Below are 26,161 nucleotides of genomic sequence, written 5' to 3' on the forward strand. Positions count from 1 at the left end.
TCTTGTATGCCGTCGTCTCCTCTCGCTACGGTTATTATCCCAGTTTACAACGATCCGGATGGCCTCTATGACACGCTGGAATCACTAACGAATCAGCAAGGTGCCCCGGAATTCGAAATTCTCGTCGTCGATAACGACTCGACGGACGAAACACCAGCAGTTATTGACGCCTTCGAATCAGAATATCCCGACGTGGTATCCGGATACACCGAAACGGATGTCCAGAGTTCGTACGCTGCAAGAAACACTGGTCTCGAGCACGCGGCCGGAGACATCATCGCGTTTTTAGACGCGGACGAAACCGTCGACGAGAACTGGCTGGAGACGGCGCTTAAAGCAAAGGAAGAACAAGACGTGTCGTACCTCGGCTGTGCCGTTAGGCTAACTCTCGAGGCCGATACGATCGTTGGCCGGTACAATTCTCGAACCGGATTCCCGGTGCAAGCGTATCTACGGGAAGAGAATTACGCGCCGACGTGTGCGCTCCTCGTCCGGTACGAAGTATTCGAGGATGTTGGCACGTTCGATAGCCGTCTGATTTCGGGTGGAGACATCGAGTTCGGACACCGAGTCGCAGCCACGGGTTACGAGCAAGGATATACAGGAGATGCCACTGTCAGTCATCCTGCACGGACATCGCTCGAATCGATTGCGAAGAAAAACTTCCGAGTCGGTCGCGGGTTCTGTCAGAAACAGCGATACTACCCGGATCGATATGGCCGGCCAGGGATTCCACCGACGCCGACCGGTTCAGGGAGTAACGACGATGATGACGAACCGGACACCGTCTCAACGCGCGTAGCGTTCACGATACTTTCAATAGCGATGCTAGCGTGTCGTGGATTCGGCTACTACTACGAATTTCTGTTCGGTGCAGAATAAATGGCTACGCGTTTGCCTTTTCGACAAGATTCGGCGTTAGCATCGCATATAGGTAACCGAGTCCAACGGCTCCCGTGAAGAGAACGATCGATATCAACTGTTTCGCTCCGAACGTCGACGGTGATCGAACCAAACCACGAATTCGTCTCGGAATGAAGTGTGTTAGTAACTGCTTCAGATAGTCTCCCTTGTCATCGGGAGCGTTCGGATAGAGGAGATCCATTATTCGCTTCGAGTACCCTTGCCAGAACGAGCGGAATACGAGCCACTGAAAGTCCCCGCGGTAGTCGAATAACTTGTGATGAACGACCGCGTCCTCGGTGAAAACCATCCCTTTGCCGTAATGCTCTAGTAACCGGATACCGACCGGTGCTTCGTGGGCTTGGAGGTGTTGGTCTCCTTTCCTACCCGTATTGGGATCGTAGCCGCCGACCGCCAAGAATACTGGCCGGCGGTATGATATGTTCGATCCGTACGTGTTTCGGACTTCTTCTCTATCTTCGGCGAACCCGGGCTCTACACAGCCGACGAGCCAGTAGAACTCCTCCGGAAAGAAGTCAGGTTTCTCCGTTACCCACTCAGGTACGACGTCGCCACCAACCGCAATCGCATCCGTTTCGTCGTAGACTCGAGCCAGTTCGGCCACCCAATCGTCCTCGGCGACGGCGTCGTCATCGATAAACGCGACCACGTCTCCGGTCGCGATTTCAGCACCGCGCGTTCGACTGTACGAGATGCCGTGATTCTCGTCGTTGCAGTGGAGAACGACATCGTCGAGGCCACCGTAGTCCTCTTGGACGCGTTCGAAGACCGGTTCGTTGCCGTCGACGACGATCACGACCTCAAGCTGGTCGTACGTCTGTGCGAGGACGCTATCGACGCACTCCGAAAAGACGTCGTAGCGATCCATCGCGTACGTACAGATGACGACGGAGACCTTCATCGGAGACGGATTTCGGTGAGGCCTGAATAAGCTTTTTCGTTCACACGAGCCGTTGGCGCGAGGGAACAGGTCGCTGAATGTCTGCGGATCGGCCCCGTTCGACGACGGGATATCAAACACTGACGAGTATATAACAAGACTTATTCTTGGCTTGGGTCTGGTGCAAGCTAATGAGTACCGACACAGAACACATCGAGGATGGGACCGAGACCTCCCTCCTCGAGTCGGTCCGAGACTGGTATCACCTCCCCGTTCTCGGGCTCGTGATGCTGTTTATGGTCTGGTTGCGGACCCAGGCGTACGACCAGTTCGTGACCGAGGACGGAACGCCCGCGCTGGCGGGTGTCGACTCGTGGTATCACTGGCGGACAATCAGCTGGACTGCCGAGAACTACCCCCAGACGATGCCCTACGAGGTCTGGACCGGGTTCCCGACCGGAAACTACGTCGGCCAGTTCGGCACGCTGTTCGACCAGCTCATCGTCACCGCGGCGATGATCGTCGGGCTCGGCGATCCGTCGACCGAGACGCTGTACGCGGTTTCGCTGCTCGCGATTCCGGTCATGGCCGCGCTCGTGGCGATTCCGGTCTTCTACGCCGGTCGACGACTCGGCGGCACGCTCGGCGGGATCGTCTCCGTGCTCGTCCTCGCGCTCGCGAAGGGGCAGTTCCTCTCGCGGTCGACGGTCGGCCAACTCGACCACCACGTCGGCGAGGTCCTGTTCATGGCGATCGCGGTCCTCTCGATGATGGTCGCGCTCACCGTGGCCGAACGCGACAAGCCGATCTACGAACTGGTCGTCGACAGAGACTGGGAGACGCTCCGAACGCCGGCGCTCTACAGCGGACTCGCCGGGCTTGCACTCACGCTTTACATCTGGGTCTGGCCGTCGGCCGTCCTGCTGATCGGTATCCTCGGCGTCTTCTTCACCGTTCAACTCTGTCTCGACTACCTGCGCGGCGTCTCGCCGGACCACGTCGCCTTCGTGGGCGCGGTCAGTCTCGGTGTAACTACGATTCTGACGGTGCTCCTAATAGAGCAACCTGGGAGCACGAGTTCGACGAGCTTCGGACTCCTCCAGCCGCTTACCGCTCTCCTCGTGGCCGTCGGCTGTGTCTTCATGGCGTGGCTCGCCCGCCAGTGGAACAACCGCGGCCTCGAGCGGCGGTATTACCCCCTTGCGATCGGCGGCCTCATCGGCGCGGCGCTGGTGGTAATGTGGCTCGCCCTCCCCAGTCTGTTCGATACGATCATCGGTAACGCGACGCGACGCATGTTACCCTTCGGCGGGGCAACAACAGATCTCACCATTCAGGAGGCTCAGCCACCGGAGAATTACTTCGATAGCGTCTTCCGAGAGTTCGGGAGCGCGTTCTACACGATGCTCGCCGGACTCGCCTTCCTCGCGATCCGGCCGCTGCTCGGCCGGAAGCTCCGCGCCGAGCACACGCTCGTCATCGTCTGGTCGCTGTTCCTGATCAGTATGTCGGCGACGCAGGTCCGCTTCTCGTACTATCTCATGCTCGCGGTCGCGGTCGTCAACGCCGCGTTCGTCGCGGAACTCGTCCAGCTTTTCGACCTCGATCTCACGGGGAGCCTCGAGTCGCTCCGATCGATCGAGACCTATCAGGTCATCGTCGTCGTGCTGGTCGTCTTGCTCCTGTTCGCACCGTTACTGCCGCCGCTGGCGTCGGCGACCGCGTGGGAGAGTACGGAAGGCGCACAACCGAGCGGCAACGCGATCCTCTGGGAGGGGTCGAACGAATGGCTACAGGACAACACGCCCGCACCGGGGAACTACGGCGGTGCGAATAACGCCAGCGAACTCGATTATTACGGGACGTATACTCCCGGGGACGGCAACTACGAGTATCCTGATGGCGCGTACGGCGTCATGTCGTGGTGGGACTACGGCCACCTGATAACGACACAAGGCGAGCGGATACCCCACTCTAACCCGTTCCAGCAGAACGCGCGATCGTCCTCGGCGTTCCTGACTGCCGAGTCCGAGCAACGGGGAGAGCTGATCCTCGATGCGATCGCTGCGGGCGAATCCGTCTCGGAACAATCCAACGATGAGCTCCGGACGGCCGTCGACGGCAACGAGACCGGTGAGGAGATGCGGTACGTGATGATCGACGACCAGATGGCCGGCGGGAAGTTCGGCGCGATCACGCGGTGGACGGGTCCGAGCTATAACCATTACGTCACCCCCGAAGATTACGAGGCGGGCCAACAGATCTCGCGCGACGAACTCGCCAGCACGTTCAGCGACGTCCCGTACGACGACACGATGCTGTCGTCGCTGTACTTCGACGACGCCACGGGGATGGAGCACTATCGCCTCGTCCACGAGAACGACATCCGAGCGTCGGCGTACGTCAGTTACGCGATCGTCGATCCCCAGACCGATCAGGTCCTGCTCGACGAGAACGGACAGCCCCAAGTGGGGATCAATCGAGCCTGGAATCAGCAGACACAGGCCCAACTCCAACAGATCCAGCAGTACTCGGAGTACGACGTCGAAATCTTCGACCAGAAGCAGGCCGCCGGGGTCAAGACCTACGAGCGCGTCGACGGGGCGACGATCACGGGCTCGATCGATGAGGGAAGCGTGAACGATATCGACAATGCGACGGTCGCGGCGTCAGTCGAACTCGAGACCAGTACCGATCGAACGTTCAACTACACCCAGCGAACCGACGTGGCGGCCGACGGTAGCTACGAGCTGACGGTGCCGTACGCGACGAACGACGAACTCAGCGTCGACGACGGCTACACGAACAGCAGCGTCGAGGCAACCGGCGACTACACCGTCAGCGTCATCGCACCCGGCGAACAGGGCTTCCCGGCCGTCCAGTACAGGGGACAGACGGACGTTCCCGAAACGGCGGTCGTGAACGGCGAGACGGTCGACGATGTCTCCCTCGAGGAAGTCGAGTCCGAAGAACCGGCGGACAACGAGACCGCCGGCAACGAGTCGACCGGCAACGAAAGTGAAACGCAATCCGGCGACTCCGGATCGACCGACGACGGAACGGCGAACAACGACACGTCCGCGTCGCTTACGCCGGTCGCAGCCGAGCCGGCTCACTAAGCCTGTCGAACTGACTCGTCGCCACTCGAGTCACGCGATCGGTTTGCAGACGGACGAAGTGGGAACTCTTTTGACCGGATCCGGAATACGTCTCGAGGAATGCGGGAGTTTCTCGTCGTGTATCTCAAGGGGTTCTCGATGGGGTCGGCAGACGTGGTCCCCGGCGTCTCGGGAGCGACGATCGCGCTGATCCTCGGCATCTACGATCGGTTGATCCGAGCGATCACGGCGATCGACCCGCGGGCGTTCCGGTCGGCGCTACGGGTCACTCAACCGGCCGAACGGGCGGCGTTCCGCGCGGAACTCGAGCGCATCGATGCGACGTTTCTGCTGGCACTCGGATTGGGAATCGGGACGGCGATCGTCGTTCTGTCGGAGGTACTCTACACCGCGGTGACCGAGTATCCGGTCCCGACCTACGGTTTCTTTTTCGGGCTGATCGCCGCATCAGCGCTCGTTCTCTACGGTGAGATCGAACGGTGGACCGGCCGCCGTATCGCTGTCTCCGCTGTCGGGATCGCCCTCGCCGCTGCGGTGACAGGTCTGACACAAACTGGCGTATCACACGGACCGGCGATGATCGTGCTGGCGGGTGCCGTGGCCGTCTGTGCGATGATCCTCCCCGGCGTCTCCGGCTCGCTCTTCTTGCTGATACTCGGCCAGTACGAGTACATTACGGGGACGGTAAGCGCGTTCGTCGACGCGGTGGTCAGCCTGCTCGAGGGCGACGGGATCGCTCCGGTCCTCGAGACCGGAACGGTGATCGCGCTCTTCGCGCTCGGGGCGGTTGTCGGACTGTTTACGATGGCACACGCCGTGCGACGTGCCCTCGAGCGCTATCGGGCGACGACGCTTGCGTTTCTCGTGAGTTTGATGGTCGGCGCGCTTCGGCTGCCGATCGTCGAAGTGACGGCGAACCTCGGCGCGCTGCCGGCCGAACGCCCCGCAACTGCGGTCGTCACGGGCGTTCTCGGTGCCACCGCCGTTGTGGTCGTCGATCGATACACGACAGATCTCGAATACGCTGGTTCCGATTGAAAGCTCGAAGACGGCGTTTCGGGCGGCTTCCCGGTCGGTTGACCGACCGTTGGTTCATAACATTTACTATATGTAAGTATAAGATAAATTTATTTCCATCGGCCACCACCATTGGTATGTAATGTCGAAAGACAACATCGCAGACTACCTCGCACAGCACCCACGAATAATCGGCGGCCTGTTCACCATGTTCGTCCTGCTCAGTCAGGCTGGCTCGGCCGTCGCAGTGAGTTCGTCCCAAATTGGACCGTAACGCTGAAACTGTTGAGAAATAACCGTTGTAGCGTTTCGGAAAACAGTCGCTGACGTCGCCCGATACCGGTATTAGCCGGCGATATCGATCATTCTAACGTCGGTGTGCCGATCCCGTCGTTCCACTGTAACCGCCCATCGAGACGAATCGCCGCCTCGTTCCACGTCAGGAACTCCTGGACTGCGGCCGTATCGACTCGCGAGAAGGACGTGTGACCGGGGCTGAGATGGCGGTCTGCGACAGATGGGAGCGTCGATTCCGTCGCCGTACCCAGTTTGAACTCTTTGGTGGAGTACGACTGGATCGCGAAATCGAACTGTCCGTCCGCACACCGTTCGAGTTCCACGACCGACGGCGCGCCTCCGTCGGACTGGGCGATATCCGCCGAGCCGTCCCCGACAATGAGATACTGTTCGCCGAGCGACGAGTTCGTCCGAGCGATCTCGAGTGCGGCACGGAGCGGGAATCCCCAGTTGAGCAATCGCGCCATGGTCTCGCCGGCCTCGACCGCTCGGTCGTTGACGATGTCGGTGTACGTGCTGACGCCGCCGAACGCGCCGCGTCGGGTGAGCGCCACCCCCTGTTCGTACGAGCGACAGGCGTTCAGGAAAAAGACGCCCAGATCGACCGACGAGAGCGAGCGCACGTCGAGGTCGCCGTCGGGACAGCGGATGCCGTCCTCGGTCGCGTGACCGATGTAGTGAAAGAAGTCGTAGCTGCCCTCGGTCAGCAGGTCGGCGAGGCGGTCCGTAGTAATACCGAACTCCGAGTGGATTTCGAACGGCAGGACCTCTCGGTTGCCGTAGACGTTATCGAGCGCGTCGTGTTCGCTTATCATCCGCGCGTCGTTACAGACGAGCAGGATCTCGATCGACTCGTTTCTGGTATCGCGCTCGAGTTGGTTTCGGTACGCCTCGAGGGTCGCTTTCGAGGCCTGCTGGGGGATGTCGTCACCGAACCAAGCGTGCTCGACGGATTCGTCCGTGATGTCGGGGACGACGAACGATCGGTCGGGCCGCGGCGTCGGCGACGAGTCGCGGGTCTGACTCGCGGAGCGAACCAGCCCCGCTGCGCCGCCGGAGTCGGGGACCGTTTCGGGCGACTTGCCGCGTACGTCGCGGACGACGCCGAGTTCGTTGACGATAAACGGCAACAACTCGACGGTGTCGGGGTCCGCTGGCACGTGTGCCGTCAGCGGCCACCGAGGCATGTGTGATGCGAGTTGTTCGTAGGGAACATCGAGATACCGATCGAGCCGTTCCGGAAGGTCGGCCGCGTATATCTCCGCGAGATCGTAGGGTAGTTCGTCCTCGAGCAGCCGCCGTTCGTGGAGTTCGTAGCGGTAGATGCCCTCCGTCCGCGTCAGACAGTCGAGGAAGAAAAACCGCTTGAGCAGCCTGGCGACTTCGTCTTCGAGCGAGCGCTCGGCGGTCAGGGCGTGTTCGAACCGCGGCGTCTCGAGGGTTGGTTCCGGGCCCGGTCGAATCGTCGCGCCGAGGAAGAATCCGAGCGGTGCGGCCTGGTAGAGGGCACTGCGGTCCGGCGGGACGGTGAGGACGACGTCGTCATCGTCGTCCGATCGGTCGACGGCGTCGGGAATCCGAAGCCGGTCGCCGAGTTCGATCAGCGGCGGATGGCCGCGCAGCGTCGGCCACGTCCGCTCGGGCGAGGTTGTCTTCAGCGCCGACGGAAGCGCCGACACGGCCTCCATCATCGATTCGACGTCGGAGGGCGTCGTGATGGTGGCCGCGGGTCGGTCGTGGGGCGACCGAGCGCCGAGTTCGATGTCGGTCGCCTCCTCGAATGCGATCCGGATCGACGTGAGTCCGATATCGATAGTGCCGGCGGCGTCGATCCGACAGTACAGTCTGATCGGTCCGCTCAGCCCGACGAACTGGGGCCGCTCCTCGAGCCGGACCGTTTCCCCGGCATCGAGGCTGGCTTCCGTTTGCCCGTCGCTGTCGTGGACAGTGACGGAGTACAACTGGTCGAAGACGAGCGCGTCCGTCTCGATCGCACACTTCGTATCGATCGGAAAGCAGAAGCGATCGGGTTCGAGAACGGCCGGCGAAACCGGCGACGGTGTCCCGATGTGGAGGCGGCGTTGTTCGATCGAGTCGTATACCTCGAGGCCCGTCCCGTCTGCCGTCTCAATGAACTCGATCGTCATGCCCGGTTACACACCCGTTGGTGGGGGCCGACAAAATAGATTGTCCATCCGTGGGCCGCCCGCCCGCTCATAGCGACTGCGGCCCGGTCGGAGTTAGCGATCGGAACGCAATCGTCGGAAACCGCGGTTTGACCGTGCTCGGCCGCCGACCGCTGCCGTTCTCGGCGGTCGGCAGCGGCACGCGGTCGATGACGCCGCGGTCCGCGAGCTCGTAGAGAAATCGCTTGACCGTGCCGTCGGTCAACGACGACCGATCGGCGATCGCGGTCGCGATCTCTCGGATTGGCTGGTCCGCCGATTCGATCTCGATGAGCCCCAGTATCACCTGTTGGCGGGTCTCCGAGAGAGCGAGCGGGCGAGCGACGTGGACGCCGTCGTCCGGCACGTCCGCTCGAGCCGTCTCGAGGTGACGGGGCTCGATCCGCTCGGCGTCGTCCTCGCTTGCAAGCACGGCGGCGCCGAACAGGGCCGCGAGCGCATCGTGGGCGTTCCCGGCAGCCCAGACCGCGAGGTTGCGGATGGCGTCGTGATCGAGCGCGCCCGCCGCGAGGCCCGTCGAGGCGCGGTCGGTCACCACGTCGACGAGTTCGTGATCGCGGTAGGGCGGGACGGTAATCGCCGGTCCCTGATGGTCATCGGGCTCCCGGTGGCCGACCGCGACGGTGGCGGTGCTGTCCGCGACCGGCGCGAGCAGTTGCCGGACCCGCTCGACGCCGAGCGTCTCGGGTTCGTCGTGGTGGTCGATCGCGACGATCGCGCGCCGGTCAGGTCGGGCGAGCCGGTCGCGGATGCGCTCGCGCAGGTCGTCGGTGCCGACGCCGCTCTCGGGAACCCGTTCGCTCGAGACCCCCGAGAGCACGGCTCGGTAGAACGCGAACGCGCTCTCGACCTGCCGCCCGTCGACGGTGATGAACCACGTGGCCGGGTCGGTACTGCCACCCCGCGTCGTCGTGGCGATCGCCCGGCTCGACCCGCCGAACTGGTCGTTCAAGGCGTCAAACAGCGCGGTGACGACGGCCGACGTACCCGACCCCGACGGACCGACCACCGCGACTGGCGGCGGCAACTCGCCCTCGAAAACCGGCTCGAGGGCGTCGAGTAACTGCTCTAACACGGGGCCGCGACCGACCGGTTCCGGTCGGTGGACGGCCGGGCTGAGCTGGTCGCGGTCGACGACGACGCGCCGGCCCTGTCGTGCCGATCGACGGCGAGCAATGCGCTCCTGTAAGTCCATTACTGCGCGTTCGCCCCCGTCGCGGTCGACTCCGCCGTCCCGACCAGCGCCGCCTCGAGCACCTCGAGGGTGTGCGTGATCTCGTAGCCGGTACCGTGTTCCATCTGCATCGAGCAGGTCGGACACTCCGTGAGCCCCCTTTCGGCGTCCGCGTCTTCCATGTGGTCGACCATTTCGTCCCCGATTTTCATGGAGGTTTCGTAGTTCTCCGCTTTCCAGCCGTATGTGCCGGAAATCCCCGAACAGGAGTCGCCGACGTCGTGGGCCTCGACGCCGTCAATGGGTTCTAAGACCTCCAGCGTCTGGCCGTCGAGCCCCTGATTCCGAGCGTGACACGGCGCGTGGTAGGCGAAATCGTCGAACTCGTCGCCGACAGAGGTTCTCTCGAGTTCGGCGTCGAGATCCTCGTGAACCCGGAGGTACTCGACGGCGTCCCACGTATTTTCGGCGACGTCTTCGGTCCCCTCGAAGTCGAACAGTTCGGGGTACTCCTGCCGGAGCGACATCGAACAGGAGCTACAGGAGGCGACGATGTCCGCCCCGTCCTCGAGCGCGGCGGCGAGTTCGCGCACGTTCGTCTCGGCCGAGCGGCGCGCGTCCTCGAGCATCCCGTTGGCGAACATTGGGGTCCCCGAGCAGTGCTGGTCGGGGACCATGATCTCGTAGCCGAGGTGCTCGTAGACCCGCACGAGCGCCTTCGCGACTTCGGGCGTGTTGTAGTTCGAATAACAGCCGTGGAAGTAGGCGATGCGCTTGTCCTCGTTCTGGACCTGCGCGCCACCGCGTGCGGTCCACCACTCGCGGAACGTCTCCGTCGCGAACTCGGGGAGGTCCCGCTCGCTCGTGATCCCGAGGACCTTCTCGCCGAGCCACTGGGTCGCCGAGAGCCCCATCACGAAGTTCGTCGTCCGCGGGAACATCGACCCCAGCGGGGCGAGTCGCCGGTAGTTCGCGAGGATTCGGTTGCGGACGTACTCCCGCGAGAACTTGTTCATCTGTTCCTCGACGTACTCGCCGCGAGCAGTGTTGTGCATCTGCGAGAGGGGCACGTCGGAGGGGCAGGCGCTGTCACAGCGCATGCAGTTCGAGCACTTCATCACCGAGTCGTCGATGTCCTGATCGTCCTGTCGCTTGAGCCGCCACTGCTCGGGCCCCTGGAACTTCGGCCCGGGAAACTCGTCGTCGACCTCGGCGACCGGACAGTTGGTGTCACACGTCGAGCACTTGTAACAGTCGTCCGCGCCCGGCCGCAGGTCCATCTCCTCGGCCTCCGGAAAGACCTGAATCGGCTCGAAGTCGTCGTCTTCCGGTACACCCTCGTCAGTCGGCTGTTCTGCATCACTCATCGAATCACCTGAATCGGTTGTCCGCCGTGTCCGCCGTCGGTCGTATCGCCCGCTCGAGTCCGTTCGCTCGCCTGTCGTCGCTCGAGTCCGCGACTCGAGTCGCGCACGCTCTCTGTGCTGGTCATCGTCGCTCCTCCGCGGCGCGCCGGCCTGCGACGTAGCCCGTCGAGAGCGAGACGCCGGCACCGGATTTCTCGGCCGCGAAGTCGTAGCCGCCGAGTACCGCGCCCGCCCCGCGCAGGTTCGGGAACTCGAGGTCGTCGTCGGCGTCGAGGGGCCGGAGGTCGCGGTCGACCGGCAGGCCAAAGCGCGCGTAGGGCTGGTCGCCGAAGACGTCGTCGACGAACCAGTCGTAGCGGTCGGCGGCGTGGGGAACGTGGCAGTCGAAGATCGGTTCGAACACCCGTTCGCGCTCCGACTCGACCCCTTTGCCGACCAGTCCGCCGGTCGCGAGCACGTACTGGTCGGCCCGGTGGGGAATCTCGGTCCCGTTGCGGTCGACGATGACGTGCTCGATCCGCGGGGGACCGTTTGCGTTCGCCCCGTCCGCGGCAGTCTCGTAGTCGACCACCGGAACGCCGGTAGTCACGCGGACGCCCCGCTCCTCGAGCGCGTCGTAGAGCAAGTCCTCGAGTCGCATCCCGGGCAGGCTCGGCGGCCCCATCGGGACCTCGAAGACGTCGACGCCGAGTCGCTCCCCGAGTTCGGCCCTGACCGCGTCGGCGCGGTCGTCGCCGAGGACGGCGGGGAAACCGACGCGGGGTTCACCCTCGAGGTGCGGTTCCACGACGGCGGTGAGGGCTTCTCGAACGGTAATCTCGCCGCGGTCGGTTCGGACCGTTTCGGGCTGGTCGAGCAGGTGGGCGTACCGCGTGATCTTCGCGTCGTCCCGGACGATGCCGGGGAACCGCACCGTGACGCCGCGGGCCTCGAAGGGCGCGCCGGCGGCCTCGAGGTGGGCGGCCGAAAGCGGCGCGTCGAAGTCCGGCAGCGTCTCGAAGCCGACGAGCAGCGCGTCGCGGTCGTCGCTCGCGAGGCCGTCGGCGGTCGAGACCGGATATCTCGCGGTCGGCTTGACCGTGCCGCCGTGGGTCGGCACGAGCGCGTTCGCGTCGGTGTGGCCCCCCTCGTAGGCGTTGCCGGCGACTTCGTCGAAAAACGAGAGAGCTTCGCGGACCGCCTCGCTCCCCACCCGCTCGTAGGGGTGGCCGGCCGGCAGGTCCTCGAGCGCCGCGAACGGGTCCGCGAGCGGGCCGTCGCCCCCCGGCGCGTACCCCAGTATGTCGATCAGTCCGCTGGCGTGGCGGAGCGTGCTCTGTTTGGCCGAGACGAGCCGCACCTGCGCGCCCCGATCCGCGGCGGCGAGCGCGGCGGTCGCGCCGGCGAGCCCGCCGCCGATGACGAGGACGTCGTCTTCGATGGCCATTCAGCGAGCCCCCCGGGAGCCGTCGGCCCGCTCTCCCTCGATTCGGCCGCCGTCGAAGGCCGCGAAGTCGACGTCCTCGCTCGCACTCGCAGGGTCGCGATCCCGGTTCATCGTCGCCGCGTGCAGCGCGTAGTTGAGCATCGCCTGAGAGAGCTGTTCGCCCCACAGGGCGTGGCGCTCGCCCTTCCAGCGCTCCTGAAAGAGTTCGTCCAGCGCCTCACGGGCAGTTTCTTCGTCGTGTGTCGGGTGGAGTTCGCTCGCCATGTTCCCACAGCAGAAGCCGCCCTGACAGTTCCCCATCGAGGCCCGCGTGCGGATGCGGACCGCGTTCAGGTCCGAGCCGGACTGCGAGACGGCGTCCCGGATCTCCGCCCGAGTCACCCCCTCGCACTGGCAGATCACCGGGTTCGGTTCGTCGGTCTCGAGCACGTCGCTCGCCCGACTGCCGAGTCGCTGCTTGCTCCGGCGGGCCACCGGCGAGCGAAGCCCGAAGTCGTCCATCCCGGCCTCGATCCGGTCGATGTTCTCGCTGCCGGGGAGCGGTTCGTCGGCGGTGGCACAGGTCGCGTTTACGCCCAGTTTCTCGCAGACGTGGTCCGAGATTTCCTCGGCCATCGCTCGGTAGGTGGTGAATTTGCCGCCGACGATACTCGACATCCCCGAGACGCCGTCGCGGTCGGCGTGATCGAGCAGGAAGAAGTCACGCGTGATATCGGTCGGATCCTGCGTGCCGGTTCCCGGCGGTTCGTACAGCGGACGAACGCCCCAGAACGAACGGATGGTTCGCGCTTCCGAGAGGATCGGCACCAGGTCGGAGAGTGTGTCGATCATCTGGTCGACCTCCCATCCCGCTTCGGGGTAGTCGTCCGGGTCCGAGACCTCCTCGTCGGTCGTCCCGAGGATGGCCGTCGTCTCGTGGGGGACGATGATGTCGGCGTCGCCTTTCGGCCGGCAGCGGTTGATCACGGTGTCGACCTGCCGGACGTTCATGATCGTCATCACGCCCTTCGAGGGCCGGACTTCGATCTCGAGGTCGGCCATCGCACCGATCTGGCCGGCCCACGCACCGGTCGCGTTGACGACGTAGTCGGCGGTGATCTCCTCGGTCGTGCCGGGTGCGGCGTGCGTGCGCTTGCCCGGCCCGGAGTCGTGGCGCACCTCGACCCCGTAGATGTCGTCGCCGTCGCGCAGCAGGTCGATCACCTCGGCGTGGGTCTCGACGCGCGCGCCGTGGTTCTCGGCGTCGATCGCGTTCGCCACGCAGAGCCGGAACGGATCGACTGCCCCGTCGGGGACCTCGATCGCTCGTTTGACATCGTCCGCGAGGTAGGGTTCGACCTCGCGGGCTTCCGCCCCCGAGAGCACGCGGGCGGGAATCCCGCACTCGCGACAGCCCTCGAGTTTCTCGCGGAAGTAGTCGTCCGAGTCCTCGGGGCGCTGGACGAACAACCCGCCGGTCTCCTCGACGCAGTGGCCGGCGATCTCCCGGAGGATCTCGTTTTCCTCGATACACTCCGTCGCACTGGCCTGGTCGGAGACGGCATAGCGCCCCCCGCTGTGGAGCAGGCCGTGCATCCGTCCGGTCGTCCCGTCGGTGAGATTGCCCCGCTCGACGAGCGTGACGTCGAGGCCGCGCATCGCCAGATCGCGGGCGATGCCACACCCGGTCGAGCCACCGCCGAGGACGAGGACCGCAGTATCGCGTGCCATTCTGTCACTGACCCCTACGGCCACCCGCATCTTTATTTTATCGACGGAAACAAAGCGCCCATAACAATCGGTCAAATTCGGAGAGTTTGCTCGGGCACCGCAACTCGAGATGACTGGTCACTGTTCCTGTTTCTCCAGATATCCACGAGTAAAGCGCTCGAGACGCCCGATATTTCTCTCGAGCTTATGAAACGTAGCTTATGAAATCGATAACATTTATAATGATCGTCAAAGTTGTTTACCAGTATCACGGCGTCATCGGTAAAGATGGCACGTGGACGTCTGGGTGACCACCAATGACAGCCAATACCTACGTCGGTGCGGTAGACCAGGGAACGACCGGCACCCGCTTCATCGTGTTCGATCACGAGGGGCAGGTCGTCGCAAACGCCTACGAGAAACACGAACAGATCTACCCGGAACCCGGTTGGGTCGAGCACGATCCGATGGAAATCTGGGAGAACACCAAAGCCGTCATCCAACAGGCGCTCGGACAGGCGGGAGTCAGCCCCGACCAACTCGAGGCCATCGGCGTGACCAACCAGCGCGAGACGACGCTCCTGTGGGATGCCGACTCCGGCCGGCCCGTTCACAACGCCATCGTCTGGCAGGACCGGCGGACCACCGACCGCGTCGAACAACTCGAGGAGGACGACCTCGTCGAGACGATTCGTGACAAGACCGGGCTCGAGGCCGACGCCTACTTCTCGGCGACGAAAGCCGAGTGGCTGCTCGACAACGCCGATCCGATCAAACTCGAGCGCTCTCGGCCCGAGGACATCCACGACCGCGCGGCGAAAGGCGAGGTGCTGTTCGGCACCATCGACTCGTGGCTGATCTACAACCTCACGGGCGAGCACATCACCGAGGTCACGAACGCCTCGCGGACGATGCTCTACAACATCCACGACCTCGAGTGGGACGACGACCTCCTCTCGGAGTTCGACATCCCCGAAGCGATGCTCCCCGAGGTCCGTCCCTCGAGCGACGACGAGACCTACGGGACGACCGATCCGGACGGGTTCCTCGAGGCCGAGGTGCCCGTCGCGGGTGCACTGGGCGACCAGCAAGCCGCCCTGTTCGGCCAGACCTGCTTCGACGCGGGCGACGCGAAGAACACCTACGGGACCGGCTCCTTCTTCCTGATGAACACCGGTAGCGAGGCCGTCACGTCCGACCACGGACTGTTGACGACCATCGGCTTCCAGCGCTCGGGCGAGGAGGTCCAGTACGCCCTCGAGGGGTCGATCTTTATCACCGGCGCGGCGATCGAGTGGCTCGAGGACATGTCGCTGATCGATAACCCCGCCCAGACGGCGGAACTGGCCCGCAGCGTCGATTCGACGGACGGCGTCTACGTCGTCCCGGCCTTTACTGGGCTCGGTGCGCCCCACTGGGATCAGCGCGCCCGCGGCACCATCGTCGGGATGACCCGCGGCACGCGGAAAGAACACGTCGTCCGCGCGACCCTGGAGTCGATCGCCTACCAGACTCGGGACGTGGCGGAGGCGATGGAGGCCGATTCCGGCATCGAGATGCGCTCGCTGAAAGTCGACGGCGGTGCGGTCAAGAACAACTTCCTCTGTCAACTCCAGTCGGACATCATCGGCTCGGAGATCGTCCGCCCGGTCGTCGACGAGACGACGGCGCTTGGCTCGGCCTACGCGGCCGGCCTCGCCGTCGGGTACTGGAGTGACCCCGACGAGTTGCGGAGCAACTGGCAGGTCGACGCGGAGTTCGAGCCGAAGATGGATCCCGACACGGCGGACAAGCGATACGACCGCTGGAGCGAGGCCGTCGATCGATCGCGCGACTGGGCGCGGGACGGTGAGGAGTGAGCCATGTTCGGAACGCTTCTGCAGGTTCCCGTCATCGGGATGGAGTTCGAAGCATTCGCCGTCCTGCTGATCGCCGCCCTCGCCGGCGGCGCGTTCGGCGCGGCTCTCGGGGCCTTGCCCGCGTTCGTCTTTACGGGGTTCGTCGTCTTCCTCGGTGAAGGGATCGCCGTCCTCGAGGGTGAACTCGGCGGCGTCGAGGCCATCGGTTCCGGGAATATCGCGACCGGGATCACCGGGACCATCGGCTTCGGCGCGGTGACCGGCCCGCACATCGCCTTCGCCGGTGGCGTCGCCGCGACCGCCTACGCCGGGCGGAAGTACCCCGAGATGGAACCAGCCGATTGGGACTACCACTTCGGAAAGGACATCCTGTACGCGTTCGGCACCAAACCCGATATCCTCGCGGTCGGCGCGATCTTCGGCGCGCTCGGGATGCTCATCACTCAGGTGATGGGCGGGCTCGGCTTCCCGACGGACAACATCGCGCTTTCGGTCGTGGCGACGGCCTTCCTCGCTCGACTCGTCTTCGGCTACCCGCTCGTCGGCAAGGTTGGCGGCTCGAGCATCCTCGACATGTCGCCGTTCGAGCGCGAGGAAAAGCGTGTGGCCGCCGACGGCGGCACCGAAACCGATCGGCTGGCGACCGAGCCGTGGCTGCCACACCAGTACGAGTGGAGCGGCGTGACCGCCATCGGCATCGTCGGGGGCATCCTCGGCGGCTTCATCTGGCTCGAGACGGGCAGCATCTTCCTCGGCTATGCGATCTCGGCGATGAGCCTCCTCTTTCTCAACCTCGGCGTCGAGAAGATTCCGGTCACCCACCACATCACCCTGCTCGGATCGACCGGCGCGGTGATCGCGGCGTCGGCCGTCGGGAGCGATCCGGTCGTATTGCTCGTCGCCGGCGCGTTCGGGGCGATCAGCGCCCTTATCGGCGAACTGTCCCAGCGGGTGTTCTACTCGCACTCCGGGACCCACGTCGACCCGCCCGCAATGGCCATCGCGGCGTTCATGCTCGTCATCGGGGTCCTGTATCTGGCTGGGCTCTTGCCCAACGCGGGCTACCTCGGGCTCTAGACTCTCCGAACCGACTCTTTTAGGTCGTCAAGCCCTCGAGTGACGGCTATGACCGCCGATCCGCCGCTCGTCCTCGATATCGACGGCACGCTGACCCGTCCCGACGGCTGGGGCATCGACCCCCGCGTCTTCGACCCGCTGCGCGACTGGGACGCGCCCGTCGTGATCGCGACCGGGAAGGCCTTCCCCTACCCCGTCGCCCTCTGTCACTTCGTCGGCATCCCCGAACTCGTCGTCGCCGAAAACGGCGGCGTCGTCTACACCGGTGACGATGTCTTCTTCACCGCCGACCGCGAGGCCGCCCGCGCCGTCGTCGAGGCGTACAAGGCCGCCGGCTACGACCTCGGCTGGGGGCGGGAGGACACCGTCAACCGCTGGCGAGAAACCGAAATCGCGGTCAACTTGGAGCAACCCCTCGAGCCGCTGCGCGAGATCGCTGCCGAGTACGGCCTCGAGGTGATCGACACCGGCTACGCCTACCACGTCAAGGACACCGACCCGACCAAGGGCGACGGAATCGAAACGATCGCCGACCACGTCGGGATCGACCTCGCGGACTGCGTCGCCGTCGGCGACTCGATCAACGACGTCTCGACGTTCGAGGCCGTTGGACGGAGTTTCGCCGTCGCGAACGCCGACGAGCGGGCGACGGCGGCCGCCGACGAGGTGCTCGAGGAGGTCCACGCGGACGGCACGCTCGCCGTACTCGAGCGGGTTCGCGGCACATAATCGAAGCGGTCGGAAGGAGTACGGACACTCGGCCGCGAAAACCGACCGCGGTCGTTATTCGCCGTTTTCGAGGACGCCCTCGAGCCACTGCTCCGGGACGATTCGAAGTTGGTCGTTCGCCTGCAGGGCGTCGGACGTGAGGACGGCGAGGTCGGTTCCGGAGGCGACGGCCAGCTCGCCGCCGGCGATCGTGTCCCAGTGGTTCAAGACGGGATCGGGAATCGTCAGCAGTCGGTCGCCGTCGACCTCGGAGCTGGCGACGTATCTGATCCCGTCGCCGTCCTGAATCGGATCGAACTGCCCCGAGACGATGACGGCGTCGTCGGCCTCGCGGATCCCCCAGAAGACCTCGGATCGCAGCGACAGGATGGTTCGATCGAACGCCGCCTGCGGGATCGGAACCTCGCTGCTGTGTTCGTCGAACGCCGCCGCGCCGAGTTGCTCGTAGGACTCGCGGGCCGCGCGCTCGGCCGCGTCGGGTTCGTCCGCGGCGGACGACTCGCTCGAGGCGTCGGCGAGTCGCTCCTCACCGATTCCGGAGTCCACGACGTCGGTCTGGTCGACAGCCGCCGCGTCGACACCGCCGTCACCGTCGGGACTCGAGCCCACATCGTCGATGTCGATCGCCGTGCCGGTGTCGACGACCTCGCTGGCCGCGTTGCCGCCGTAGTGCTCGACGCCAGCGTCTTCTGCCTCGATGTCTCCGATGTCTGGCGTCGTGTCAACCACGTCGGTCGCGTCGACGTCGGCTCGGTCGCCGGCGGCCCGCCGCTGGTCGAGCGCGATCGCGACGAGGAGTCCGCCCGCACCCAGCCCTAAGTACCCCTGATTGCGGTCGCCGCGTCCCAGCGCGCGGACGCCGCCGAGGAGGGTCGCAAATCCCGCGATGCCTGCCGGAACACCAGAGTCGACACCCCGCCGAACGGCCTCCAGCGCCTCGGAGAGGGGTCCGTCGTCGATTTTCGGAACGCGTCGCTCAGCCGCGGAACTGTCGTCGGTCTCGGTGGTGGTATCTCGGTGGCTCATACTCGTAGTAGTCAGCATCGCGTCGCGTGGCTCAACGCTCGGCGCTCGAGCCGTCCTCGCCCGTACCGTCGGCGAACTCGTCGGTTTCCTTCTCGGCCGACGACTGGACATCGTCCATGTCGAGGGGCGAACTGACTTCGTCCTCGTTGATCGCTCGGTCGAGGGTCTCCGTGCTCGTCACTGCACTGAGCCCCTTCTCTTCGACCGCAGACTGGATTTCGCCCGCGTCGATGGCCGAGTCGACGTTCCCGTCGTTCGTCGACGACTGCAGGGCTCGGCGAATAATCAGGTATCCCGCCAGCGCAGCACCGCCGGAGGCGACGGCACCCGGAATCCCGTAGCGTTTGTAGCCGAACATGACCGCTTTCTTGCCGATCGTGTACGTGCCAATCATGCCCGAGACTTGGGCCGGAACGGGCAAGAGGGCGAGGCTTTCGTACGGAAGCGGGACCGAGCCGTGGTGAGCGAAACGACGGCGAACGGCCTCGAAAGCCGATTTCGCCCGCGCTTTTGCCGAGTTGATACCGGCCCTGCCACGACGGGTCTCAGAACGCTTTTCCCCTCGTTGTGGTAAGATGTGGTATGGTTTCGCTGCAGGCGGTCGCCGTTGCCGTCATCGGGTTCGCGATCGTCCTCGGCTCCGCCGTCGCCGTCTACCGCGACGCGACTCGCCTCGAGTTCTCGCGGCCGGGGCTGTGGGCGGGGTTCGTATTCGCCACCTGCGGGACCGGGCTTGTGATGTATCTCGGACCACCGGACGTTCCGATTCCCGGCCTGCTCGTGATCGTTATCGCGGGTCCGGCGCTGTACCTGTTCGAGCGCGATGACGCGAAACACGGCGACGAACCCGCCGATCCGCGCGTGCTGCCCGACCAGTCTGCCGGCGATTCCTCGAGCGAGCGACGCGACGACGAGTAGTCGACCGGTGAAGAGATGGCCGGCGAGGCGGAAATGCGCCGGCCGGTCCCCACACCACACACCTTTTGACCGGGCCGGTCCAACGACGGGCAAATGAGCGATTCCGCAAATCCCGGGGCCGACGCAGACGACGCCAACGGCGACAGTGTCGGGTCGGCACAGGTCTCGAGCCCGGATTATCACAGCGAGAACCACACGGCCGCCCAGACCTGCGGCTGGACGGCAAACGCCATGCGCGGCGAGGGGAAGTGCTACAAGAACATCTTCTACGGCATCGAGTCCCACCGCTGCATCCAGATGACGCCGGTCGTCCGGTGTAACGAGCGCTGTGTCTTCTGCTGGCGCGACCATCAGGGCCACTCCTACGAGATGGACGATGTCCAGTGGGACGATCCCGAAGCGGTGGTCGACGCCTCGATCAAACTGCAGAAGAAGCTGCTCTCGGGCTTCGGCGGCAACGAGGAGGTCCCCCGCGAGGTCTTCGAGCAGGCGATGGAGCCCCGCCACGTCGCCATCTCGCTGGACGGCGAGCCGACGCTGTATCCCTATCTGCCCGAACTCATCGAGGCCTTCCACGATCGGGACATCACCACCTTCCTCGTCTCGAACGGCACCCGGCCGGAGATGCTCCGGGACTGTGACCCGACCCAGCTCTACGTCAGCGTCGACGCCCCCGAACGCCACACCTTCGATCAGGTCGTCGGTGCGATGGAAGACAACGCCTGGGAGAAGCTCCTCGAGACGATGGACGTCCTCGCCGAAAAGGAAGAGACCCGAACCGTGCTCCGGACGACGCTCGTCAAAGGCGAGAACATGCGGGATCCCGACTGGTACGCCGGCTTCTACCAGCAGGCCGATCCCGACTATATCGAACTGAAGGCGTACATGCACGTCGGCCACTCACAGGGTCGTCTCGACAGGTCTGCGATGCCAGACCACGAGGAAGTCGTCGCGTTCGCCGAGGACGTCGGGGAGTATATGCCCGGGTTCGACGAGGTCAAAGGGGTGCCGGCCTCTCGCGTCGCACTCCTCTCGAAGACCAAAGACACGTGGGTCCCGAAACTCCAGAAGGGCAGCGAGTTCTGGGAACGGGATCCCGTTACCGGCGACTGACCGCGCGGACCCGGCCGCCACGGCGCGGGGCTCCTCGGCTCGAGGGGGCGATCGATCCTCGGACGGCGAGAACACTTACATGCCGGACCGAAGAACGTCCGCCAGTGACGCTTCGATCGTTCATCGACGAGGTCGGTTCGGTCGCCCGGACAATCGCCGTCGTTGGCGACGAGGCGACGAGCCCCCTCGAGGCCCTGCTCGCCGACACGTTCGGGAACCAGCCGATCGATGTCGAATCGAGTGCGGCGGTCCCGGTCGATTCCGAGATCGATCCCGAGATCGCCGGCGCGCTCGAGCGAGACGGCGATACGGCGGTCCTGCTCGAGGAAGGGATCCCGGTCGCGGCCTCTCCGATGAGCGAACTGTACGATTCCCTTCTCGCGATCAACTCCGATCTGTTCGTCACCGGCGCACGCGGCGTCGGCGAGATCGACCTGCCGGCCGTGCTCGCGGCCCTCGACGAGACGCGGTTGCGGCTCCACGGATATCCGCGCTCGCACAAAGAGAAGCTGCTCTTGATCCTCATCTCCCGATACATCGAACAGCGCGCCTGGGCGGCCGGCAGCGGAACGCTCCGCTCCGGGTTCCAGCACCTCGAGCGCATCGACGACGAAATCGGCACGCGAGACGTGTACGCCGAACTCGCGACGACCGATGTCGACGTCCACGTCTACGGACTCGAGACCGACGCGGCGACGGCGGTTGACCTCGACGTGACGAGACACACCGGAACGGGGGCCGAGTACCGGGACGGCTGGTTCGTCGTCTACGAACCCGACGAGACCGCGGCGCTCGAGACCGACCGCGCGCCCGACTCCATCGCGCTGGTCTGTCTCGAGATCGAACCGGGACTCTGGGACGGCTTCTGGACGTACGATCCCGACCGCGTCGCTGAGATCGGTGCGTACATCGGGCGGGAATTCTAGAACTCGAGTCGCGAACTGCTGAGGACGCCCTTGATCGTGACGCGGAGCTTTCTGCTGATGGCCGCCAGCGTGAGGCCGTAGATCGCCGCGCCCAGTGCGACGACCGCGAGGAGCTGGTACCAGTGATCGACGGCGGCGGCGCGCTCGACGGGGACGATCACGGCGAACATCACGAGCCCGGCCGCGACCTGTTCCCCGAGCGTCCGCGGGAACAGGACGACCGACGAGAGCTCGCGTTTGATAACGATCGCCGAGAGGGCGTAGCGCAGCGTTTCCGCGATGGCGGTCGCGACGACGACGCCGATCGCACCGTAGACGAGTGTCAGCGCGACGCCGAGGACGACGTTGAGCGCGAGCGTCACGGCCGAGATTCGGGTGTTGACGTCCGGCCGATCGATCCCGTAGAGCACGCTCGTGAGGACGCCGGCTTGGGTCTTCGCGACCTGATAGACCGCGAGCCCGACGAGAAGCGCCGCGGCCGCGGCGTACTCGGCCCCGAACAGCGTCACGACGAGTCGCTCCGGCATCGCGACGGCACCGAAAAACATCGGGATCGCGATGATGCTCGTAAACGAAAGGGTGTTCGAAATGTCGGTCCCGAGCGATTCGCCCTCGCTGTGTCGGTGGCTCACTCGGGCCATCAGCCCGCTCGAGGCGGCCATCGTCACGAACGTCGCGGGCACCGTGAGCTTGAGCGCGACCTCGTAGTAGCCCGCGGCCGCGGGCGCGAGCAGATAGCCGAGCAGGATGATGTCGAACCGATCGTATGCCTGTCCGAGAAACGAGTTCGGAATGCTGTAGCGCGCGTACGACCAGAGGTTCGCGACGGTTTCCCGGGTCGGTGCGACCGGTCGCGTCCGGACGAAATACCAGAGGACCGGGACCGTCAGGAACGTCGCGGCGGCGAGTCCGTACGCCATGCCCGCAGCGCCGAGCCCGAGCAGGATCAGGCCCAACTGGAGCGGGAAGGTGAGCAGCGAGCGGAGCGTATCGGTCCACATCGAGGCCCCGACGCGGCCGCGCGCCTGAACGATCAGGTCCAGCGGCTCGAAGAGCGTGACCGCAAACAGCAAGAGGACGAACAAGATCGGTGCCTCGGGAAGTCCCGTATAGGAAACGAGCCAACTCGAGATGACGGCGGTGACTGCAACGGCCAGCGCCATCCAGACGACCGTGAACAGCCCCTGACTGCCGATCAACTCCCCCGAGGGCGCGTCGGCCTCCGAATACCGCTTTTTCACCGCCGTTCCCCACCCGTTGACCGCCCGGTCGGCGATCTTCACCAGCGAAAAGAGGAGGTAGTAACCGCCGAACCCGGTCGGGCCGAGCACCCGCGCGAAGACGATTGTGCCGAGAAAACCGATCGCGGCCATCGTGAACTTCGCGGCCGTCGCCTTGACCGTCTCACCGCCGAGGCTGACGGACGTTGCGTCACTCATGCGTTCGTCTCGAGACCGCCGTCACAGATACCCCAGCTCCTCGAGCTGGGATTCCAGTCCGGCCATATCCGCCTCGGAGAGCCCGTCACGGCGCTCGAGGTCGGCGATCAGTCGATCGAGTTCCGACTCGAGAGCGGCCGGGTCGCAGTCGCCGATCAGCTCGGTTCCGGACAGCCCCTCGAAGTAGTAACAGTCGGCCGTCGCGACGCCGTGGCGGTCGCGGTCGACGGGACCGATATCGTAGCCGTCCTCCTCGAGTGCGAGCGCGCGCCGCTTCGAGATGCCGTGGAATTCGAGCAGCGCGCTCGAGCGGGGCTCAGTGTCGGTACGGTCGCTCGAGCACAGCGGACGAACCGACTCGCCGCGGCGGTGGCCCGACTCGATGCCGGCGAGGTCGAGTACCGTCGCATAGACGTCCAGCAGGTTCACGAGAGCGTCCCGCGTCTGTCGCTCCGCGCCGTCCGCGTTGAGGGTGCGGTCGTCGGCGTTCGAGCCGGGCGCGGAGACGACGAGCGGCACGCGGGTCACCGGCGGATGGAGGCCGCCGCCGTGTTGCCACGCGCCGTACTCCCCGAGCGCCTCACCGTGGTCGGCGAGGGTTACGACGTAGTCGAACGAGGCGGCGAGTTCTTCGTAGATGTTGCGATAGATGTCCGACAGATACCGCACGGCGTCGTCGTAGGCGGTCCTGATGCGCTCTGGATCGGCCGAGGGCTCCCCGAGCGTGGCTTTCACGCTGTCGAAGTGCGGCGACTCCTCGTCCGGATAGGTCCGATACTCGTCGGGCGGGTCGTACGGCAGGTGTGCCTCCATCAGATTCGCGAAGAGGAACTCGCTGTTGTTGGTCCATGACCGGTCTCGAACGTACTCGAGAAACTCCGCCGCGCCGTCGTCGGGGTGGCGTCTCTCAACGCCCATGTCCCGGAGCTTCATCAGGGCCCCTTGCTTTAGCGACTGGGTCGTATCGCAGTCGTCGTCGATACACCGCCAGAGCGCATGGAGGTACCGTTCGGGACCGTCAGACTGGTGTTCGGCGATGAACTCGTCCCAGTCGAAAACGTCCTCGTCGAGACCGCTGAGTCGCCAGCTGCCATCGAAGTCGTCGAACCCGTGGTGCCAGCCCAACTGTTCCGAAATATTGACGTTGCAGCTGAACGCCCGCGTCCGGTAGCCGCGGTCCTGAAGCAGTTCGGGGAGGCGAGTCATCTCCCGGTCGAAGTCCTGGGACTTGATCGTCACGCCGGCTTCACTCGCGTACCGGCCGGTGAACAGCGAGGCGTGGGCCGGGGCCGTCCAGTGGCTCGTGCTCCACGCGTTCGGAAACTGCACGCCCGGCAGCCAGTCGAAGTGCTCGTCGAAGGAATCCGCCCGCAGGGTATCGAGCACCACGAGGGCGATGGATGGCTCGTCTCCCATGGTCGCGATTTCACTCACCCTACCACCCTTCTGATAAAGAAGCTGCCCCCGGCAGTAGAAGCGGACACGGTCACAGTCACGCTCACAGGACCGTCGTGACCCCTTCCTCGAGCGCCTCGATCTGGGCGTCCTTCTCGCGCTCGAGTTCGTCCATGTCGAATCGGACCGGCTCGCTCGTGACGTCGCCGTCGATCGGCACCCGATCGAAGAGGTTCGCTCGCGGCGTGTCGAAGTAGAACTGCGCCCGATTGCCGTAGGTCAGGGCGGGCAGGCAGGCGTGGATTCGATCCGAGCGCACCACGTCCACGTTGGCGTAGAGGAAGAGGTAGTCGGTCACGAGATCGGAGACGAAGACGTTCTCCTCTTCGAACAGCGGCCGCTCGAGACCGAGCAGTTCCCGGGCTCGCTCGCCGACCGGGAAGTGGTACGGTTCGTCGAAGGGCGCGTGATCGGGTCGAATGATCGTCGACGCCGACACGCCGTCGACATCGGGCTCTTCACCCTTATCGAACGTATGGACGTTGAACTCCCGGTTGGCCTCGGGCGGCTGGTGAGCGTCGCCGAGGAACAGCGAACAGTCGATGCCGTCGTATAGGTACTCTACGAGGTCGCCGTACTCCTCGTAGGCGGTTCGGTCCCGCGTGAGCAGGACCTCGATATCGAGCGCGTCGAAGACAGCCTCGACGTATTTCCGCTCGTCGGCGTCGTACTTTTCGCCACCGCCGCCGATGACGACGATCGGAGTCCCTCGCTCCCTGAGCTGCCGGAGCGTGTCGTAGTACTTCCGGAACGTCGCCCGGGAGAGCACACAGCCCGGGAGGACGGCCAGATCGGCGTCGATCAGCTCGCTAACGTTCACCGTATTTCGCCGAATCGAGTGGGTCGGCGACTCGTAGTCCGCTCCGCGGCCCGCCATCCGTTCGAACTTGCGAGTGCCTCGCCACAGCGCCGCGGTATCCGACGCGTGGTTCGGATAGCCACCGGTCTCGACGATCTCCGCGTCGGGAAACGCCCGCTCGAGCATCGCCTTCGCCCCGTAGTCGATGAAGCCGTTCCCGATGTTCGTCGTCCACGTCCGCAAAAGCAGGATTCGCATTGCACCCGACTCCACCGGAACGGGCCATAATTATGCGGGGGCTACAGGCCGCCAACGCCCTGTGTCGGTGCTGGAACGGCCCGTCGTGGATGACAATTTCGAGCCGAACTGCCTCGAGCGGGCCGTTGAACGGACCAACTCGTGGGTGATCTTCGCACAGTAATCCGCTACTGACAGTTCCGTCCCAATCCACACGACGAGCGAGCCCCGGTCGTTCTGTGACGGGACTAAATACCAACCCTTAATCGCGGCCAGCAGAGAGGGACAGATAGCGGGATGGGATAGCCAGGAGATTCCGGCGGGCTCATAACCCGCAGATCGGTAGTTCAAATCTACCTCCCGCTATGTTTTGGCGCGAACAAACTCGTGAGCGCCATCCATAGCACGGTGGTCGTTTGAACCAGACGGCACCCGAACGGAGTGAGGGTGACGGCGTGGTTCAAATCTACCTCCCGCTACTTTTCGACGCGAACAATAACGAGG

The 26,161-nt window shown here is 64.7% G+C and carries 22 protein-coding genes and 1 tRNA gene; 11 read left to right on the plus strand and 12 right to left on the minus strand.

What is annotated here, in order from left to right:
• Positions 1-6: 6 nt before the first annotated feature.
• Positions 7-882 (plus strand): glycosyltransferase family 2 protein, encoded by an 876-nt coding sequence (locus tag ACJYUO_RS09600; protein ID WP_494345150.1) that lies wholly within the window; start codon positions 7-9, stop codon positions 880-882.
• A gap of 4 nt (positions 883-886) precedes the next feature.
• Here ACJYUO_RS09600 and aglG read toward each other — a convergent pair whose 3' ends face one another.
• A complete protein-coding gene (gene aglG, locus ACJYUO_RS09605) occupies positions 887-1,825 on the minus strand; it encodes a glucosyl-dolichyl phosphate glucuronosyltransferase (RefSeq protein WP_494345151.1) in 939 nt (312 codons plus the stop codon).
• Between the two features lie 170 nt (positions 1,826-1,995).
• On the opposite strand from aglG, the gene ACJYUO_RS09610 reads away from it, so the two are divergent.
• From ACJYUO_RS09610 to ACJYUO_RS09620, 3 genes are all read left to right on the plus strand, one after another.
• Positions 1,996-4,923 (plus strand): oligosaccharyl transferase, archaeosortase A system-associated, encoded by a 2,928-nt coding sequence (locus ACJYUO_RS09610; protein ID WP_494345152.1) that lies wholly within the window; start codon positions 1,996-1,998, stop codon positions 4,921-4,923.
• A 99-nt stretch (positions 4,924-5,022) separates the two neighbouring features.
• Entirely contained in the window at positions 5,023-5,961 is a 939-nt protein-coding gene (locus tag ACJYUO_RS09615) for a DUF368 domain-containing protein (RefSeq protein ID WP_494345153.1), read from the plus strand.
• Positions 5,962-6,082: 121 nt separating this feature from the next.
• On the plus strand, positions 6,083-6,214 hold the full coding sequence (locus tag ACJYUO_RS09620; protein WP_494345154.1) for a DUF7503 family protein: 132 nt from the start codon (positions 6,083-6,085) through the stop codon (positions 6,212-6,214).
• A gap of 88 nt (positions 6,215-6,302) precedes the next feature.
• Here ACJYUO_RS09620 and ACJYUO_RS09625 read toward each other — a convergent pair whose 3' ends face one another.
• The 6 genes from ACJYUO_RS09625 to glpA form a co-directional block, all read right to left on the minus strand.
• Complete coding sequence (locus ACJYUO_RS09625) at positions 6,303-8,384, minus strand: hypothetical protein (RefSeq protein ID WP_494345155.1); 2,082 nt, start codon at positions 8,382-8,384, stop codon at positions 6,303-6,305.
• 67 nt (positions 8,385-8,451) lie between these two features.
• Positions 8,452-9,618 (minus strand): Cdc6/Cdc18 family protein, encoded by a 1,167-nt coding sequence (locus ACJYUO_RS09630; protein WP_494345156.1) that lies wholly within the window; start codon positions 9,616-9,618, stop codon positions 8,452-8,454.
• The gene (locus tag ACJYUO_RS09635; protein WP_494345157.1) at positions 9,618-10,964 is read right to left on the minus strand and encodes an anaerobic glycerol-3-phosphate dehydrogenase subunit C; all 1,347 of its coding nucleotides are present in this window, start codon (positions 10,962-10,964) and stop codon (positions 9,618-9,620) included. Before ACJYUO_RS09635 ends, ACJYUO_RS09630 begins: the two co-directional genes overlap by 1 nt.
• Entirely contained in the window at positions 10,961-11,089 is a 129-nt protein-coding gene (locus tag ACJYUO_RS09640; RefSeq protein ID WP_494345158.1) for a hypothetical protein, read from the minus strand. The genes ACJYUO_RS09635 and ACJYUO_RS09640 overlap by 4 nt, the downstream gene beginning before the upstream one ends.
• The gene (glpB, locus tag ACJYUO_RS09645; RefSeq protein WP_494345159.1) at positions 11,086-12,390 is read right to left on the minus strand and encodes a glycerol-3-phosphate dehydrogenase subunit GlpB; all 1,305 of its coding nucleotides are present in this window, start codon (positions 12,388-12,390) and stop codon (positions 11,086-11,088) included. Before glpB ends, ACJYUO_RS09640 begins: the two co-directional genes overlap by 4 nt.
• Complete coding sequence (gene glpA, locus ACJYUO_RS09650; RefSeq protein ID WP_494345160.1) at positions 12,391-14,100, minus strand: anaerobic glycerol-3-phosphate dehydrogenase subunit GlpA; 1,710 nt, start codon at positions 14,098-14,100, stop codon at positions 12,391-12,393.
• Positions 14,101-14,396: 296 nt separating this feature from the next.
• Between glpA and glpK the strand changes: the two genes are divergently transcribed.
• From glpK to ACJYUO_RS09665, 3 genes are read left to right on the plus strand one after another with little or no spacing between them, the layout of a single operon-like run.
• Positions 14,397-15,938, plus strand: a complete 1,542-nt coding sequence (glpK, locus tag ACJYUO_RS09655) for a glycerol kinase GlpK (protein ID WP_494345161.1) — start codon at positions 14,397-14,399, stop codon at positions 15,936-15,938.
• 3 nt (positions 15,939-15,941) lie between these two features.
• Positions 15,942-17,015: a DUF7973 family transport facilitator gene (locus tag ACJYUO_RS09660; RefSeq protein WP_494345162.1), complete on the plus strand. Its 1,074-nt coding sequence runs from the start codon at positions 15,942-15,944 to the stop codon at positions 17,013-17,015.
• A gap of 48 nt (positions 17,016-17,063) precedes the next feature.
• Positions 17,064-17,744 carry an HAD-IIB family hydrolase gene (locus tag ACJYUO_RS09665; protein ID WP_494345163.1) on the plus strand — a complete coding sequence of 227 codons (681 nt, stop codon included), beginning with the start codon at positions 17,064-17,066 and terminating at the stop codon, positions 17,742-17,744.
• 54 nt (positions 17,745-17,798) lie between these two features.
• Here ACJYUO_RS09665 and ACJYUO_RS09670 read toward each other — a convergent pair whose 3' ends face one another.
• Together ACJYUO_RS09670 and ACJYUO_RS09675 are read right to left on the minus strand one after the other, a co-directional pair.
• On the minus strand, positions 17,799-18,770 hold the full coding sequence (locus ACJYUO_RS09670) for a hypothetical protein (protein ID WP_494345164.1): 972 nt from the start codon (positions 18,768-18,770) through the stop codon (positions 17,799-17,801).
• 31 nt (positions 18,771-18,801) lie between these two features.
• Positions 18,802-19,164 carry a hypothetical protein gene (locus ACJYUO_RS09675; protein ID WP_494345165.1) on the minus strand — a complete coding sequence of 121 codons (363 nt, stop codon included), beginning with the start codon at positions 19,162-19,164 and terminating at the stop codon, positions 18,802-18,804.
• Positions 19,165-19,352: 188 nt separating this feature from the next.
• Between ACJYUO_RS09675 and ACJYUO_RS09680 the strand changes: the two genes are divergently transcribed.
• The 3 genes from ACJYUO_RS09680 to ACJYUO_RS09690 all read left to right on the plus strand — a co-directional run bounded on the left by ACJYUO_RS09680 (position 19,353) and on the right by ACJYUO_RS09690 (position 21,727).
• Positions 19,353-19,688 (plus strand): hypothetical protein, encoded by a 336-nt coding sequence (locus tag ACJYUO_RS09680; protein WP_494345166.1) that lies wholly within the window; start codon positions 19,353-19,355, stop codon positions 19,686-19,688.
• A gap of 93 nt (positions 19,689-19,781) precedes the next feature.
• Positions 19,782-20,801, plus strand: coding sequence for a 4-demethylwyosine synthase TYW1 (twy1, locus tag ACJYUO_RS09685; RefSeq protein WP_494345167.1), 1,020 nt, complete (start codon positions 19,782-19,784; stop codon positions 20,799-20,801).
• A gap of 104 nt (positions 20,802-20,905) precedes the next feature.
• The gene (locus ACJYUO_RS09690; RefSeq protein ID WP_494345168.1) at positions 20,906-21,727 is read left to right on the plus strand and encodes a histidine kinase; all 822 of its coding nucleotides are present in this window, start codon (positions 20,906-20,908) and stop codon (positions 21,725-21,727) included.
• On the opposite strand, the gene ACJYUO_RS09695 is transcribed toward ACJYUO_RS09690, so the two are convergent.
• The 3 genes from ACJYUO_RS09695 to ACJYUO_RS09705 form a co-directional block, all read right to left on the minus strand.
• A complete protein-coding gene (locus ACJYUO_RS09695) occupies positions 21,724-23,166 on the minus strand; it encodes an oligosaccharide flippase family protein (RefSeq protein WP_494345169.1) in 1,443 nt (480 codons plus the stop codon). The genes ACJYUO_RS09690 and ACJYUO_RS09695 overlap by 4 nt on opposite strands.
• 21 nt (positions 23,167-23,187) lie before the next feature.
• Positions 23,188-24,600 (minus strand): sulfatase-like hydrolase/transferase, encoded by a 1,413-nt coding sequence (locus tag ACJYUO_RS09700; protein WP_494345170.1) that lies wholly within the window; start codon positions 24,598-24,600, stop codon positions 23,188-23,190.
• A gap of 64 nt (positions 24,601-24,664) precedes the next feature.
• On the minus strand, positions 24,665-25,678 hold the full coding sequence (locus tag ACJYUO_RS09705; RefSeq protein WP_494345171.1) for a glycosyltransferase family protein: 1,014 nt from the start codon (positions 25,676-25,678) through the stop codon (positions 24,665-24,667).
• A 270-nt stretch (positions 25,679-25,948) separates the two neighbouring features.
• Here ACJYUO_RS09705 and ACJYUO_RS09710 point away from each other — a divergent pair.
• Positions 25,949-26,023 (plus strand) — tRNA-Met (locus ACJYUO_RS09710).
• Positions 26,024-26,161 lie beyond the last annotated feature (138 nt).

It is taken from the genome of Natrinema sp. CRL1, assembly GCF_059162405.1.

Bases quoted from the DNA above. Each gene is read 5' to 3' on its own strand.
- ACJYUO_RS09600 (WP_494345150.1), top strand. From the start codon at position 7: ATGCCGTCGTCTCCTCTCGCTACGGTTATTATCCCAGTTTACAACGAT.
- aglG (WP_494345151.1), bottom strand. From the start codon at position 1,825: ATGAAGGTCTCCGTCGTCATCTGTACGTACGCGATGGATCGCTACGAC.
- ACJYUO_RS09610 (WP_494345152.1), top strand. From the start codon at position 1,996: ATGAGTACCGACACAGAACACATCGAGGATGGGACCGAGACCTCCCTC.
- ACJYUO_RS09615 (WP_494345153.1), top strand. From the start codon at position 5,023: ATGCGGGAGTTTCTCGTCGTGTATCTCAAGGGGTTCTCGATGGGGTCG.
- ACJYUO_RS09620 (WP_494345154.1), top strand. From the start codon at position 6,083: ATGTCGAAAGACAACATCGCAGACTACCTCGCACAGCACCCACGAATA.
- ACJYUO_RS09625 (WP_494345155.1), bottom strand. From the start codon at position 8,384: ATGACGATCGAGTTCATTGAGACGGCAGACGGGACGGGCCTCGAGGTA.
- ACJYUO_RS09630 (WP_494345156.1), bottom strand. From the start codon at position 9,618: ATGGACTTACAGGAGCGCATTGCTCGCCGTCGATCGGCACGACAGGGC.
- ACJYUO_RS09635 (WP_494345157.1), bottom strand. From the start codon at position 10,964: ATGAGTGATGCAGAACAGCCGACTGACGAGGGTGTACCGGAAGACGAC.
- ACJYUO_RS09640 (WP_494345158.1), bottom strand. From the start codon at position 11,089: ATGACCAGCACAGAGAGCGTGCGCGACTCGAGTCGCGGACTCGAGCGA.
- glpB (WP_494345159.1), bottom strand. From the start codon at position 12,390: ATGGCCATCGAAGACGACGTCCTCGTCATCGGCGGCGGGCTCGCCGGC.
- glpA (WP_494345160.1), bottom strand. From the start codon at position 14,100: ATGGCACGCGATACTGCGGTCCTCGTCCTCGGCGGTGGCTCGACCGGG.
- glpK (WP_494345161.1), top strand. From the start codon at position 14,397: ATGACAGCCAATACCTACGTCGGTGCGGTAGACCAGGGAACGACCGGC.
- ACJYUO_RS09660 (WP_494345162.1), top strand. From the start codon at position 15,942: ATGTTCGGAACGCTTCTGCAGGTTCCCGTCATCGGGATGGAGTTCGAA.
- ACJYUO_RS09665 (WP_494345163.1), top strand. From the start codon at position 17,064: ATGACCGCCGATCCGCCGCTCGTCCTCGATATCGACGGCACGCTGACC.
- ACJYUO_RS09670 (WP_494345164.1), bottom strand. From the start codon at position 18,770: ATGAGCCACCGAGATACCACCACCGAGACCGACGACAGTTCCGCGGCT.
- ACJYUO_RS09675 (WP_494345165.1), bottom strand. From the start codon at position 19,164: ATGATTGGCACGTACACGATCGGCAAGAAAGCGGTCATGTTCGGCTAC.
- ACJYUO_RS09680 (WP_494345166.1), top strand. From the start codon at position 19,353: ATGGTTTCGCTGCAGGCGGTCGCCGTTGCCGTCATCGGGTTCGCGATC.
- twy1 (WP_494345167.1), top strand. From the start codon at position 19,782: ATGAGCGATTCCGCAAATCCCGGGGCCGACGCAGACGACGCCAACGGC.
- ACJYUO_RS09695 (WP_494345169.1), bottom strand. From the start codon at position 23,166: ATGAGTGACGCAACGTCCGTCAGCCTCGGCGGTGAGACGGTCAAGGCG.
- ACJYUO_RS09705 (WP_494345171.1), bottom strand. From the start codon at position 25,678: ATGCGAATCCTGCTTTTGCGGACGTGGACGACGAACATCGGGAACGGC.